At 38.3% G+C, this 14,159-nt stretch carries 15 protein-coding genes and 1 pseudogene; 3 read left to right on the top strand and 13 right to left on the bottom strand.

Annotated features, from left to right (window positions below):
• Position 1: 1 nt before the first annotated feature.
• The 3 genes from O1450_RS07395 to O1450_RS07385 are packed head-to-tail and all read right to left on the bottom strand — an operon-like array spanning position 2 to position 2,701.
• Positions 2-1,135: a YdcF family protein gene (locus O1450_RS07395; RefSeq protein ID WP_269230281.1), complete on the bottom strand. Its 1,134-nt coding sequence runs from the start codon at positions 1,133-1,135 to the stop codon at positions 2-4.
• Positions 1,136-1,143: 8 nt separating this feature from the next.
• Entirely contained in the window at positions 1,144-2,178 is a 1,035-nt protein-coding gene (gene murB / locus O1450_RS07390) for a UDP-N-acetylmuramate dehydrogenase (RefSeq protein ID WP_269230280.1), read from the bottom strand.
• Positions 2,179-2,194: 16 nt separating this feature from the next.
• Positions 2,195-2,701, bottom strand: a complete 507-nt coding sequence (locus tag O1450_RS07385) for a low molecular weight protein-tyrosine-phosphatase (protein WP_269230279.1) — start codon at positions 2,699-2,701, stop codon at positions 2,195-2,197.
• Between the two features lie 216 nt (positions 2,702-2,917).
• Between O1450_RS07385 and O1450_RS07380 the strand changes: the two are divergent.
• The 3 genes and pseudogenes from O1450_RS07380 to O1450_RS07370 form a co-directional block, all read left to right on the top strand.
• Positions 2,918-3,021 (top strand): annotated as a pseudogene (locus O1450_RS07380) (IS5/IS1182 family transposase); the annotation flags it as partial.
• A 150-nt stretch (positions 3,022-3,171) separates the two neighbouring features.
• Entirely contained in the window at positions 3,172-4,332 is a 1,161-nt protein-coding gene (locus tag O1450_RS07375) for an iron-containing alcohol dehydrogenase (protein ID WP_269230278.1), read from the top strand.
• On the top strand, positions 4,329-4,772 hold the full coding sequence (locus tag O1450_RS07370; protein ID WP_269230277.1) for an acyl-CoA thioesterase: 444 nt from the start codon (positions 4,329-4,331) through the stop codon (positions 4,770-4,772). Before O1450_RS07375 ends, O1450_RS07370 begins: the two co-directional genes overlap by 4 nt.
• A 55-nt stretch (positions 4,773-4,827) precedes the next feature.
• Here O1450_RS07370 and O1450_RS07365 read toward each other — a convergent pair whose 3' ends face one another.
• The 10 genes from O1450_RS07365 to O1450_RS07320 all read right to left on the bottom strand — a co-directional run bounded on the left by O1450_RS07365 (position 4,828) and on the right by O1450_RS07320 (position 14,149).
• Positions 4,828-5,409, bottom strand: a complete 582-nt coding sequence (locus O1450_RS07365) for a TerD family protein (RefSeq protein ID WP_269230437.1) — start codon at positions 5,407-5,409, stop codon at positions 4,828-4,830.
• A 53-nt stretch (positions 5,410-5,462) separates the two neighbouring features.
• The gene (locus O1450_RS07360; protein ID WP_241336299.1) at positions 5,463-6,176 is read right to left on the bottom strand and encodes a TIGR00266 family protein; all 714 of its coding nucleotides are present in this window, start codon (positions 6,174-6,176) and stop codon (positions 5,463-5,465) included.
• Between the two features lie 12 nt (positions 6,177-6,188).
• Complete coding sequence (locus O1450_RS07355; RefSeq protein WP_269230276.1) at positions 6,189-7,481, bottom strand: VWA domain-containing protein; 1,293 nt, start codon at positions 7,479-7,481, stop codon at positions 6,189-6,191.
• 87 nt (positions 7,482-7,568) lie between these two features.
• Positions 7,569-8,144 (bottom strand): TerD family protein, encoded by a 576-nt coding sequence (locus tag O1450_RS07350; protein ID WP_018678204.1) that lies wholly within the window; start codon positions 8,142-8,144, stop codon positions 7,569-7,571.
• Positions 8,145-8,228: 84 nt separating this feature from the next.
• Positions 8,229-9,311, bottom strand: a complete 1,083-nt coding sequence (locus O1450_RS07345; RefSeq protein WP_269230275.1) for a DUF475 domain-containing protein — start codon at positions 9,309-9,311, stop codon at positions 8,229-8,231.
• Positions 9,312-9,359: 48 nt separating this feature from the next.
• Positions 9,360-9,938 (bottom strand): TerD family protein, encoded by a 579-nt coding sequence (locus tag O1450_RS07340; protein ID WP_269230274.1) that lies wholly within the window; start codon positions 9,936-9,938, stop codon positions 9,360-9,362.
• Between the two features lie 114 nt (positions 9,939-10,052).
• Positions 10,053-11,237 (bottom strand): TerD family protein, encoded by a 1,185-nt coding sequence (locus O1450_RS07335; RefSeq protein ID WP_269230273.1) that lies wholly within the window; start codon positions 11,235-11,237, stop codon positions 10,053-10,055.
• Between the two features lie 72 nt (positions 11,238-11,309).
• Complete coding sequence (locus O1450_RS07330) at positions 11,310-12,194, bottom strand: HpcH/HpaI aldolase/citrate lyase family protein (RefSeq protein WP_269230272.1); 885 nt, start codon at positions 12,192-12,194, stop codon at positions 11,310-11,312.
• Position 12,195: 1 nt separating this feature from the next.
• Complete coding sequence (gene stiP / locus O1450_RS07325; protein WP_269230271.1) at positions 12,196-13,347, bottom strand: cysteine protease StiP; 1,152 nt, start codon at positions 13,345-13,347, stop codon at positions 12,196-12,198.
• The gene (locus O1450_RS07320; protein WP_269230270.1) at positions 13,331-14,149 is read right to left on the bottom strand and encodes an HAD hydrolase family protein; all 819 of its coding nucleotides are present in this window, start codon (positions 14,147-14,149) and stop codon (positions 13,331-13,333) included. The genes stiP and O1450_RS07320 overlap by 17 nt, the downstream gene beginning before the upstream one ends.
• Positions 14,150-14,159: the final 10 nt, after the last annotated feature.

Genomic DNA, 14,159 nt, shown 5'->3' with positions numbered 1-14,159 from the left:
ATTATGGTATCTCTCGACAATCACTTGAGCCAAAAAGCGTATCACGAATCGTTGCTAGCAATTCATAGTTAGCACGACGACTGTGATCATAGTTTTGTTCACTTGGTCGCCAGTCTGTCAATGTGGTTGGCATCGGTGCGATCACAGGAACAGTTTCAATTCCATTGAGTGCAAATAAACGTCTTGTTCGTGGCATATGATATTCATCTGTGATGAGAATGACTGTCGGTGCGCCACCTTTCTTTTGTAGTAATAATGAACTAAATCGGGAGTTTTCACAGGTATTCATACTTCTATTTTCTAGAAGCTTCGCTTCTATACCGCGTTCTTTCAGCCAAGCTTGCATATAAGGTGCTTCAACACCACTTAAAACAATAGGAAGAGGATATTGCTTTTCGACTTGCAAAGTTTTTTCCAATCGAAGACGTGTATAGTTATTTACAACAATATCTTTACCATTTGCACCAAGTGTCAAGCCACCACCTAAAACAACAATTGCATATGGCTGAGACAATCCTTGCGACTCGTTCATTCCATCCTTGTTCTTCTTCAGCTCAACTAAATCTTTATTTGTCTCCTCTTTTTCATCTGGATAAACAGGTAATTCAACAGGATATGTTTCTAAAAAAGCAATATATTTTCCCATTAAAGCCTGATTATCAGGCGTATTCCACTGTAAAAAATCCATTGGCGTACTTGCTGCTACAGCAGAACTCTCTTGTTCCTGTTCTGACTTTTCCGCCATTAATGGAATATTCGTTTGCTGATTTTCTTCTACATTTTCGCGTTCTTGCTCTTCGATGATCAATTGTTGTAATAATTTATAACGTGCTTGAATTAATCTCAAATCTTCAGGTTTTTCAGACTGAAATGTTTTTTCCATTAACTTGAGATAAGCTTGGCGCGCAATCCACAAATTAGACCCCGGCTCCAAAGTTTCATGCTCGCTTAACGCAGCTGGTTTCTGACTTTGTGCGGCAACTTCATTCACATCAACAGGCACAAATCGGTTTAGCCCCTTTACAACCAATTGCGAATAAAATGGCGAATATAAAAAAAGTACAAAGCAGCCTAATAGCACGAAAAATATAGTTATGATTCGTACTAAGCCAATCATCCAATGTACTTTATCCATAAAATTCCTTATACATGATGCGCTTGGATTAAGCCTTGCTCACTATACAACACTGGTTCAGGTTCTAATTGAATATTAAACTTCTGTTTTACATCACTTTGTACAGTTTGATAGGTATTTTTAACATCAGCTAATGTCGCATCTGCATAATTCACTAACACCAACGCCTGTTTATCAAACATTCCAACCGAACCAAGTTGTTTACCTTTCCAACCTGTTTGATCAATCAACCAACCCGCCGCAACTTTAACATTGCTATGTGCTTGAGGATAATGGGGAATATTTGGAAAATGCTGAGCAATTTTGCCAAATTCAGCTTCAGTCAAAATTGGATTCTTAAAAAAGCTTCCAACATTTGGAAATTCTTTTGGATCAGGCAATTTACTTTGACGAATATGAATCACCTGATTTTGTAAATTTTCAGCGGTCAGTTCATCTCCAACTGCTTGTTTAAGATCACCATAGTTCAACTTCAAATCGACCTTTTTTAGTAATTTGAAAGTAACACTCACGATGATGTAGCGGTTTGGATAATCTTTGAAAATACTATGGCGATAAGCAAAGTGACAGTCTGAACCTGAAATAGAATCAAACACTTTTAGTTGACGATCATAGACTTGAACAGAATCGATAAACTCGCCAACTTCAACACCATAGGCACCAATATTCTGCACAGGTGATGCACCCACTAAACCAGGAATGAGTGCGAGGTTTTGCAAACCAAACCATTGTTGTTGAGTGCTGTACAACACAAAGTCATGCCACACTTGCCCAGCACCTACTTTAACTGTGATGGTATTTTCATCTTCAGCGAGAACATTTATCCCTTGTATATTTAAATGCAACACCAAAGCTTGAATCTGTTGGGGTAATAACACATTACTTCCACCAGATAAAATCAAAGCATTCAAATTGTGTTGCTCAGCAAAGTTCAATGCCTCGATCACATCATCAGGATGATTGATTTGAACATAATGCGAAGCAATAGCATTCAAATTTAATGTATTTAAGTTTTTAAGCTGAACTTGTGCTTGTACCTGCATATTAAATTAAATCCTATTACCCTACTTTCATTTGCTTTTTAAAAACGTTAACCCATGCTTGGCTGCTAGATTCACATTGATCAAGTACTCGATCAAATCCATCCGATCCACCGTAGTAAGGGTCAGGAACAGCTTGTTGCATAAAATGAGGGTCATGCTCACTCATCAATGCGATCTTGGCTCGAATTCGATCAGCACCGAATTGTTTTACCGCTTTTGATATTAATGCCTGAATATCATCAAAATTTTCATGATCCATCGCAAGAATAAGATCAAACTCAACAAAGTCTGCTAAAACAATTTGTCTTGCTCTTAATGTCGATAAATCATAACCACGTTGTATGGCATGTTTTTGACTACGTAAATCAGGCGCTTTGTTTGGATGATAATTACTAGTTCCCGCAGAATCGACCACCACATTTAAACCATGTGTCTCACAATAATGTCTGAGAATTGCTTCTGCTGTAGGAGAACGACAAATATTCCCTAAACAAACGCATAGAACCCTATACGGTCTTTCCATTAAAAAAACATTCCAAGATTTTGTTTTTTAAAAAAATATAAATATTGCATACAAAATTCCTGCAAACTGCTTAAATGTGATCATACGTGAATTGACCATTGTGACATCAGGTATTTTGTCAAAAATTGCTTTGATTTGAAAGGAAATAGTAACGATGAATATGGCTTTGTTGCACAAAGCTGTTCTTGAAGGCTTCTTCAGCAATATAATTTCTAGATGAAGAAACCTGCACCTAAAATCTACCGTACACCAATTGGTCCTCGTATAACCAAGCTTTAATCAAGCGAGAAAATATTTCAATCTGGTTTGATCCCAAGACCCACAGACATCACCATAACAGTTTCAAAATGGCAGAATCGCTTCAAAGCTACACTTTTTAACAGCATCTTATGCTAATTTATTTGGACAGTGAAACTTATACTCACTTGATATAAAAATGATGTATTTACGATGAAAATAAGGATGTATGTATGAACCCGTTTCAATTTCAAACTGTTCCCAACATTATCTCGGGGCTAGGTTCGATACAAGAACTTAAAAATGTGCTTACTCAACAAAATTATCAAAAAGCATTCATTGTGACCGATGCAGGGATGATACAGCATCAATTGCATCAGCCCATTTTAGAAATCCTGACTCAGATTGGTCTTGAGTATATTATTTATTCCGATATCCAAGCAGATCCACCAGAGCATATTGTATTAGAAGCTGTTGATTTTGCGACACAAGAGCAAATTGATGTGATCATCGGTTTTGGTGGTGGTAGTTCCATGGACGTGGCTAAAATCATTGCCTTGCTCGCACACCCTAAACAACAGCAAAAACTGAGTGAAATCTATGGGGTAAACCAAGCTAAAGCACCGCGTTTACCACTCATTCTTATTCCAACAACAGCTGGAACAGGTTCGGAAGTCACCCCGATCTCGATCGTAACCACTGGCGCAACCACAAAAATGGGCGTGGTTTCTCCAATTCTATATGCAGATGTCGCAATTTTAGATGCAACATTTACGCAAGGGTTACCTGCTCATATCACAGCGGCAACAGGTATTGACGCGATGGTACATGCAATTGAAGCCTACACTTCAAATGTTAAAAAGAACTTCTATGCAGATATGTTAGCCAGAAATGCACTGAAATTATTAAATCATAATTTAGCTAAGGTATTGAAAAATGGTGCTGATCTAGAAGCTCGCCAGAATATGTTGGTCGGTTCAATGCTTGCTGGTCAAGCATTTGCTAATGCCCCAGTCGCAGCAGTCCATGCCCTCGCTTATCCATTGGGCGGACATTTCCATCTTTCACACGGACATACCAATGCCTTAGTTTTAGTTGAAGTGCTAAAGTTTAATGCACCTAAAGCTAAGCAACAGTATGCAGAACTCATGCAATTGTTAGATCCACGTAGTACAGGTTGTACCGATGGTTTATGTGATCTATTTATTGATCATATGGAGAATCATTTGGACCAAAGTGGATTAACATTGAAATTAAAAGATTTAGACATTCCTGAGGCGAAGTTACCTCAGTTAGCAAAAGATGCAATGCTACAAACCAGACTGTTGCAAAACAATCCAAGGGAAATGACCGAGCAAGACGCATTACAGATCTATCAGGCGATTTATGCATGACCAAACCTATTTTAAAAACACGAGAGCAATTTAAGTTTTTCTTCCCGATCCAAACTCGTTGGGCTGATAATGATATTTATGGTCATGTGAACAATGTGACCTACTATAGTTATTTTGATACCGCTGCCAATTCTTTACTGATTCAAAAAACAGGATTTGACATTCACAACAGTGAAATTATTGGCTTAGTGGTTGACTCTGCCTGTAGTTTTTTGCAAGAGCTTTCCTTTCCAGAAGTCGTTGAGGTTGGTGTTGCGATTGGAAAAATCGGCAACTCCTCGCTTAGATATGAACTGGCAATTTTTAAACAAGATCAATTTGAAGCGGCAGCACAAGGACATTTCGTGCATGTGTTTGTAGATCGTGAAAATCGAAAAAGTACAGCAATTCCTAAAAACATGCGAAATATTTTACAAGAATATCTTTTATCTATTTCTTAAATAAACCTGCCGACATGATTGCTATAACCATGTCGGCAGGTTTTAACATTACTTTTTAGATATGTGGCAATACATATGGCACGATATCTTGGAAAGTACGACCATGTACATTCTCACCAATCGCATGCATTTTCCACGCGTCATTATGTCGATAGATTTTCGCAATAATTAGACCTGTATGACCGCCTTGTGAAGACAATTTGTAACTCGCAATTTGTTGATTGCTTGCTTGATCAACCAAACGACAGAATGCATTTTCTACTTTTTCAAAAGTTTGACCACGGAAACTACTCACCGTAAAAACCAATGATTTCACTTGACTTGGCACTTGCGTCAGATTTACACGAATGATTTCATCATCACCATCACCCGCACCTGTGAGGTTATCGCCAGAATGGGTAATACTGCCATCCTTACTGCGTAATTGCCCAAAATAAACAACATCGACAACTTGTTTATTCTCATCAAACAAAATCACTGAGGCATCAAGGTCAATATCTGCACTACCACCACCAAAACCTAAAAAGCCTTTACTCTTGGCAACATCCCAACCAACACCAAGAAAAATTTGTTGTAAGCTGCTACCATCTGCTTTTTGCAAATTGATTTTTTGCCCTTTTTCTAAATTAATCGCCATCATTAAGCCCTCTTTGTTAAATAAATGTTTTAAATGATTTTTCGTTGTAAAAATTACTGATTCGAACGTGGACTCAATTTACTCTGTAACCATGCAAGAAGGTTTTGGCGATTACGTGAACAAATGACAACTTTGCCCTTACCTGAAAAACGTAACACCATGCCCTCACCACTCATGACACTATTCATCAAATTACCTAAGAGTCCACTACTCTGTGAGGTAGAAACAGATAAACTGTAATTTAGGCGTGAATCCCAACATACGACATGACCATTATCAATTACAATCTCTTTATTGGGCTCAACCTCAATTTCAAATAATGTACCGCAACCTGCAACAACCACCTGACCTTGTCCACTGGTTTCCATAACGAGAAAACCACCCGTATTTCCAAAGAAAGCACCACCAAGACTACTATTTAGACGTGCTTTGATCTCCACCGAATTATGTGCTGCTACGAAGGCACCATCACTTAATATATATTGCGTTGCGCCAACATCAAGAATTTGCATATCACCATCTAATGCTGCGGAAAGTAAACAATCCCCATCTCCGCGCACTGCTTCTATATGTTGTTGAAATAATGATTCATCGTTAGCAAAACGGCGCAATAAGGACTGCATTAAACCACCTTGCAAACGCCCTTTGAGTTCCAATGGGTCTTCCATCATCACCATTGCATTACTTTCGCAATAAATCTTATCGCCACGGCGCATCGCAACATGTAAGAATGGTTCTGGTGAACCGACTAAACTAAATTGAGCCATATTATCTAACCCTTAATTCTCAATAATTTGATGTTGTTTTGCAGCTTTCAACCAATCAGGAAATTCTTCTAACAGCAATTCATATAAACGATCATCAGAAACGCTGTCTATTCGATCTAAACTAAAAAAATTACAGTTATCAACCACTCGCCCTTTTAGATCATCTAATTTTTCTAATGCCCCATAATCTCGCCCACCAATGCCAACAAACTGCCAGAAAATTGGCAATTTTGCAGCTTGGGTTAAGATTTTTTGCATTTCTCTTCGGCTGCCTACACCACCATCCGAAACAAAGAGTACAAAAGTGGGAATCTTATCTGTGAATTTTTGATAATAATTAATGACTGCCTCAATGGCTGGAATCTCTTGATTGAAACGAGCGCCAACTTGCCAATTTTTCCAGCCTCGTTGGGTCGTATTAATAAAGTCATTTACATTGCTCAGAGTAACTTCATCTAGCTGTGTTGTTTTAGCTGCAAATGCCCAACACTCAAAGCTTCCATCATTATCAAAATGGATCGCTAAAGGCATTAAACGATTCACAACTTTCTGAACATCACCACGGCGATATTGTCCATCCATCGAACCAGATGCATCTAAAACCAAGGCAACACGCGCCGTTATTCCCAGTAAATTTTTCTTTTCTAACTGAACCAAGGATTTCTTAGTTAGGTCAATAATTGAAGCATTGCCTGTTTTTTCTGCTTTTTCTAAAGACAATTTTTTCTTTAAATCAATACTGGTTAATGGTGGTACGGTGACTTGAGGAGCAGCTTCTTCTGCCACTTCACCACCAAAATGTTGAATCAATGCAGCTAAACCCGCACTAAAACCCTGTCCATTAGCAGCTAATCGCCAAACATTATCTTTGCGATAAATTTCGATCAGCATTGCAGCACGTTCCTGATCAAACATATGACCATCAAGCCTAAACTCAGCAATGACTTGCTGCTGTAAATTCAGAACTTGAACTAAGATCTGTTGTGTCTGTGACATCACTGCCTGACCATCAATAGCAATGGTCATCACTAAATGCTGAATCGTCGGCGGTAATTTTGTTAAATCAATCGAAAAACGACTAGACTGAGCTTGAATATCCGTTAGTTGCACTGCTTGGCATGGTGTTTTAGGCTGATTATAGAACGTCATATAACGTTCATCGCTTAATTTATATGCTGGATCTAATCCAAAACTAGCGATATCTAAAGCGAAATTGGCTTGATATTCAATGTGAATATAAAAAGAACTTTGTCCTTGTAAAAGATCATCTAATTTAATTTTTTGCCCACGAATTAAACTCAGCATATGACACAATTGCCTATTTTTTCATTTATATTTTATAGTAATGATCAGAAGACAATACCGAAGTATCATCCTCTGATATGGGATCAATTATACAGCTACACCAAAAGATGCTGCTAAAGGTCCTAAACCACCTGCAAAACCTTGACCAATGGCACGGAATTTCCATTCGCTACCATTTTTATACAGTTCACCAAAAATCATTGCTGTTTCTGTGCTGCTATCTTCAGATAAGTCATAACGTGCGATTTCACTACCGCCTGCGTCATTACAAACACGGATATAAGCATTTGCAACTTGACCAAAGTTTTGGTTACGCCCTTGACCATCATAAATAGTCACTGCAAAAATCACTTTAGCAACATCCGCTGGGACTTTACTTAAATCAACGCTCAGTGTCTCATCATCGCCTGCGCCTTCGCCAGTACGGTTGTCACCATTGTGTACGACTGAACCATCAGATGATTTTAAGTTATTAAAGAAAATAAAATCATTATCAGCACGTACTTTACCGCTTTCAGTGACAAGAAATGCAATCGCATCTAAGTCAAATGCTTGACCATCAGTTACACGAGGATTCCAACCCAAACCTACTGTCGTTTTGGTAATTCCAGGGGCTTCTTTTGTTAAGCTAACATTTCCGCCTTTGGTTAGACTAATTGCCATTGAAGTGTACTCCTTATTCTACTGTTCAAATAAATATTGATTCTCATTTGATATAACAGATTTTCTCTACTATATCTATATATTTTATGACGATTTTGCTTGTCGCTTCTCATAAGCAATCGATGAAAAAATTGCCCAGATAATGAAAGCGACACCAATCAATCCTGTCACAACTTCAGGAACATGACCACCTGTACCTGTATAAAGCATAATTGCAGCAAGAATACCAATCGCATACATTGCGCCATGCTCTAAAAATACAAATGCTTCTAATGTGCCTTTCTCAACCAAATAAATCGTCATCGAACGGACAAAAATTGCTCCGATTGCCAAACCAAGCATAATCACCACAACATCTGTAGTAATTGCGAATGCACCAATAACACCATCAAAACTAAATGATGCATCCAGTACTTCTAAGTAAAGGAATCCACCAATACCTGCTTTTACAATCGTACTAGATGCGCCTGATGCTTTTGATTCATCCTGACTTTCATCACTTTCTTCTGTCTGACTACTTTCAAGTAAATGTCCTAATGCCTGAACACCGACATATACCACAATCCCCCAAATACCGGCTAAAGTCACCACCAGTTTAGTTTCCATATCCACTAAACTCACCATAATCAGCAATGCAATCATGGCAACAAATACAGACATTGCTGGAACATTGGCAAGATTCGCTAGTCGTGATTCCAACCAGTGAAACCAGTGCGTATCCTTTCCATCGTCAAACAAGAAATTCAAGAAAACAAGCAATAAGAACATGCCACCAAAAGCTGCAATTTCAGCATGGTGCGCAAGCAGTTTTTCTGAATAATGGACTGGGTCATTGAGTGCCATTTTAACAACATCAACCATTCCCATATCTGCGGTGATTGCAACAATCACAATTGGGAAAATTAAACGCATCCCAAATACAGCAATCAGAATACCGACCGTTAAAAATATCTTTTTCCAGAACTCATCCCAATGACGTAAGATCGAAGCATTCACCACTGCATTATCAAAAGATAGAGAAACCTCCATCACTGCTAAAATGGCAGTAATTAATAAAACGCGAAGCATGGTTTGAATACCTGCCTCTGGTCCATGGCTGAAACCCCACCAAGCGGATAACGCTAAGCAGATTACCGTGAAAATAATTGAGAAACGAAAATGTTTCATTGTGCCCCTTTTTGATAAAATCTTATCGTCATAATTTAAAAATTAAACTTAACCGACTTGAATACCATATTGTTGGCACATTGCTGCAAGTCCGCCAGCATAGCCTTGACCCACAGCCTTGAACTTCCACTCACCGTTATGGCGATAAACTTCGCCAAAAACCATTGCTGTTTCAGTTGAATAGTCTTCTGCTAAATCAAAACGAACCACTTCAACATTGGTGTCTTGATTTACGACACGAATAAAAGCATTCGCAATTTGACCAAAGTTTTGTCCACGTGCTTGTGCATCATGAATCGTTACGGTAATGGCAACTTTTTCAATCTCAGGTGACACTTTCGATAAATCAACCAATAATGTTTCATCATCACCATCCCCTTGACCAGAACGGTTATCACCTGTGTGTTCAACCGAATGATCTTGTGATTTAAGTTGATTATAAAAAATAAAGTCATGATCACCACGAACCTTACCCGTTGCAGTTAATAAGAATGCACTTGCATCCAAATCGAATGCTGCTCCATCCGTTGCACGCTCGTCCCAACCCAAGCCAATTAAAATACGAACTAAGTTAGGATCTGTTTTACTAAGGGAAAGATTTCCCCCTTTATTTAAACTAATTGCCATTTTGTATGTTCTCCTCGATAAAATTTATAATTAATGTCTTCAATACTTAAAAATAGATATAAAATTAATTTCTATAAAAATATTTTCATCTAATCTTCAAGTTAGATCTTACTTTTATTTACTGCCAGCAACCCAGCGCAATCCAAAACTAAATGCCCGATCAAGTTCTTTATGTCCTTTAACATATTGAACATGGCGTCGCACTTCAATATTACCTTTTTGATTCACTAATTCAACAATTCCACACATGCCGAATGGTTGCCCTTCAATCAAACGAATCTCAATCGGTGGTTGTTCAGGTACATAAATGGTCACAACAGCATCTGTTTCAGCCCAATTTGGAACACCTTGATAAATAAATGCGAAAATCACAACCCTATGAATCTGATCCCAGTTTTTCCCATTGATTCTCAACCATTCGCCACCTTGCAATGCTCCTGTACGATCATCACCAGACAATTCAATGAATGGAAAGTTATGGAAGCTTCCAAAACAGTCTCCTAAAGCCTGTATCACTGACCTCGTTCCATCTTGCATCTCAAAGAGACAACCCAAATCTAGATCAACACTTTTGCCATGATTGAGCATTTTGTCAAAAAAGCTATTTTGTTTTGTCGCTGTTTTTTGATTCCAATTCAGATTAATTTTAATTTCACCAAAAGCCTGATCTTTTTTTGTTAGATTAATTTTATTGTTTTGTTTATCTAAACTAACCTTACTTAAACTTAACTTCTCAGGTTTTGGCGGTACTGGAGCAGTTTGAACAGTAGGCGGTGTATCACTAATCTCTACACCAAAGTATTCTGACAATGGTTTTAATCCACCATTAAAACCTTGATTCACAAAACGGAATTTCCACAATTCTTTATAGCGATAAACTTCTGCCAAGATTAAGGCTTTCTCCGTTTTTTCTGCACTTTTAATCATTGCAGTGGCAGACAACTGACCATTTTCCCACAACTCAATCTGAATATCCTGAACTGCATTGATCGTCAGGTTTCCATCAATTGCAGCACAAAATGAAACTTTGCTGATTTCAGCTTCCAACAATTGGGTATTGACATTAAATTGCGCTAAGTAAGGCGTCTTATGCGTGGATTCTAGTAATTCCACACTACGATTTGGCGTTTGCTTTTGTCCATAAAAAATCATGTCCGCATCGCCGCGCACCTTAGCTTGGGCATTAAGAATATATGCACTCATATCCAAACTTATTTGTTCGGGCATCGCTGTCTTTATTTTTATTTGAAACTGGGGCTGTGTTAAAGCTAAATTCGCTCCAGGAATGAGTTGTTGCATTGCGATACCCTCGTTTATATTATTTGGATTTGTTTTAAATGAAATTTAATTATTTTTACATCATAGCGACAATTAGATTTTTAAACCAAAAACTTTAGCTCGCTCTAAAATTCGCTCTGCCCAATGTTTATGTGTCGCAGGTTCAAGCATAGAACCATGACATGCAAAAACGGCCTGTGCATCTTGATTTAAAATATCTTGTGCTTGTTTCAATTCAATTTCATTGACTTGAAATGCTTGATGCACAATCGGAATCTGTGCTGGATGAATAATGGTTTTACCAGATAAACCATGTTGAATATCTAAGTACAATTCATCTTGCAATAATTTAACTTGGCTAAAGTGTTCACATACAGGCGCACTTAAAGAAAATCCATGTGGCAAAAACTGACCAGCTAAATTTGAAATTAAAGTCCCAATTGGTGTTTGATATAAAGTCATATCATTTGGGCGACGTAATGCCAAACAATTTAATAAATCATTACCGCCTATCCGCAAGACCAATACAGGATGAAACTGTTGTTGTAAAGCTTGCCTTAATTCCTTCATCGCTCCCATATCAAATGTATCAGGCGTTTCTAAGGTCGGCATCAATTTTAAATCAGATGATAAAATAGAATGCCATTGATTCAAATTAGATAAGCCAAATTTAGGTAAAACCATACCATCTAATAACGGAATCTCTGCCCATTGCATCAGTTCTTCTGCCATCTCCAAATGACGAGGACGAATAAATAACTGTGGATGCTGTGAGTTTCTTTGATTCTGTTGTAAATGTTGTAATAATTTTTTTAAATTCTCTTTCGCAAATTCAACATCATGCTCGACCACGGCATCTTCTAAACATAATACAACTGAACGTAATTCAGGATATTTTTCACCGTTGACCACTTGCCACAAATCTGGTCGCGTGGCTGGCATATATAACGTTGCCCCCAATGACAATGCAGATAACATATTAGTTTTTCCCTAATTTTTGAATTAATGTAATGGCACGATAGGGTGCAATTTGATCACCAACGACTTTGGTTGGTGTCTGGGTAATATCCGTAAGATGGCGTAATAAAGCAGTATCCGCATCATCGGCATCTCGTAATAACACCAAATCAGGCACACGGCGCAAAATTGCACGTGTTGCTTCTGCAATACTCGGCTTAATTCGATTTAAGTTGGTGATCTGATATTGCTGTGCCAAGTCTTGAATCACTTGCTGGCTTTGTTGGTGCTGTTGTTGCCGTTGTGTCTCTGTCCAAAGTGCATTCGGTTGAACTGCACATTGACGGCGGATTTGGTTAATTTTTTCAATAAATTGTTGTGATTGATCAAATTTTTCTAGCTGAGTATATTCAATACAACTATGCCATTGGTCAATATTTTGCGCATTAATCTCTTCGGCTTTCAGTGGTTCACCCTCACAAATCGTTCGCGAAATTAAACCTGAAATTGTTGAACCCAACACTCCTGACGGAATCAACCAATCATCACCACTTGCAGCCAACCATGCACAGCCCCCAATATCAGACAATACAACCAAAGGCAGTGGTCGATTGGCAAAACGAGGGTCATCTCCTAAGCTACGCTGTAATTCTTGTCGAATTGCACCTTTGCCTGTCCAACCATCTACAAACACAATGGATTGATGTCCATGCTTGGCAATAATAGTTTCTAACGCAGCAAAGTCGATGCCACGATCTCGAAGAATACTTACCCCATAATGGATACAAGGACGACCCAAATCTTGTAAAGCATGATAAAGCAACACACCTAAAGGCACACCTGCACGAACAAAACTGACTAATACAATTGGCTCAACAAATTCTGTTACCAATGTTTGAGCCAACTGTTGTACATTCTCCGCCAAACGTTGCTGCCCTTGTTGCAAAGCATTTTCATACAGCGCTAAATGACGTTCAGAGGGTGCGTATTCCTGACTAATCATTTGAGAATAGTGTTTTTTCCCAGACTGAATTAAATGTTCTTTCTCTACAGTATCCGTTGCTTGAATATGAGTACGGCGCAATAAAAAGGTCACTTGCTCAGGTAAATAACTGCCACTAAACCCTTGTTTTGAAATCAGTGCATCGGCTTGTTGCTTATTGATAATCGCCATAATACCCTTCTTGTACATATTGTTGCGCCAAGTTATGTTTGACCCAACGATTCAATTGGCTATGATTTGGCATGCCCCACCAATCGCATAAATTTAAAAATTCAACATCAGACAAACTATCACCAAAACCTAAAATACTACGTTGTGGCACATCTAGTTGCTGTAATAAGAATTTTGCAGCATTGGCTTTACTGACAGGTTTTGGGATAAACGCCAAATTATTACCATTCAAATGAAAATAAAACCCATCTAATAATTCATCACTCAAACTATTTAATAGTTCTGGTAAAAAATTCGGCGCATATGGATTGTCATTTTCAGTATTTTGCTTGGCAACAAGATATAAACCCAAACCTTGTTCTTCAACGATCCATGTCCGAATTGAGCCGAAGTCAACTGCTTGTTGTATCACTTGCATCAAAGCCTGCAACCGCGCTTTATAAGGCAGTAAAACCTGTTGCATCTGTGAATGCCAATCTTGGTTAATTGACAGATCAGCATTTAAAACAGTTCCACCATGAGAACATACCGCGCCATACTGAAATGGCAAATGGACACGAGACAGTGCTTCCGCACTACGTGCAGTCACTGGAATCACATGCGTACTTTGTAATAACCATTGCACAAAATGTTGTTGTACAGGGTTCATATACGCCAAAGCTTGCCCTTGTTTATCGGTCGTTGCCATTTTGAAGTCAGGTTGAGGCGTAATTCGTCGATGTGTTTGAAATAAAGTATCATCCAAATCAACTAACATAATTGGAGCTAAAACGGGAGTTGAACTTAATAAAAAATCAGTCATAAAAACATAC

It is taken from the genome of Acinetobacter sp. TR11, assembly GCF_027105035.1.
Classification (GTDB): Bacteria; Pseudomonadota; Gammaproteobacteria; order Pseudomonadales; family Moraxellaceae; genus Acinetobacter.
The sequence above is the reverse complement of the archived record's forward strand: the minus strand, read 5'-3'. Positions and strand labels throughout refer to the sequence as shown.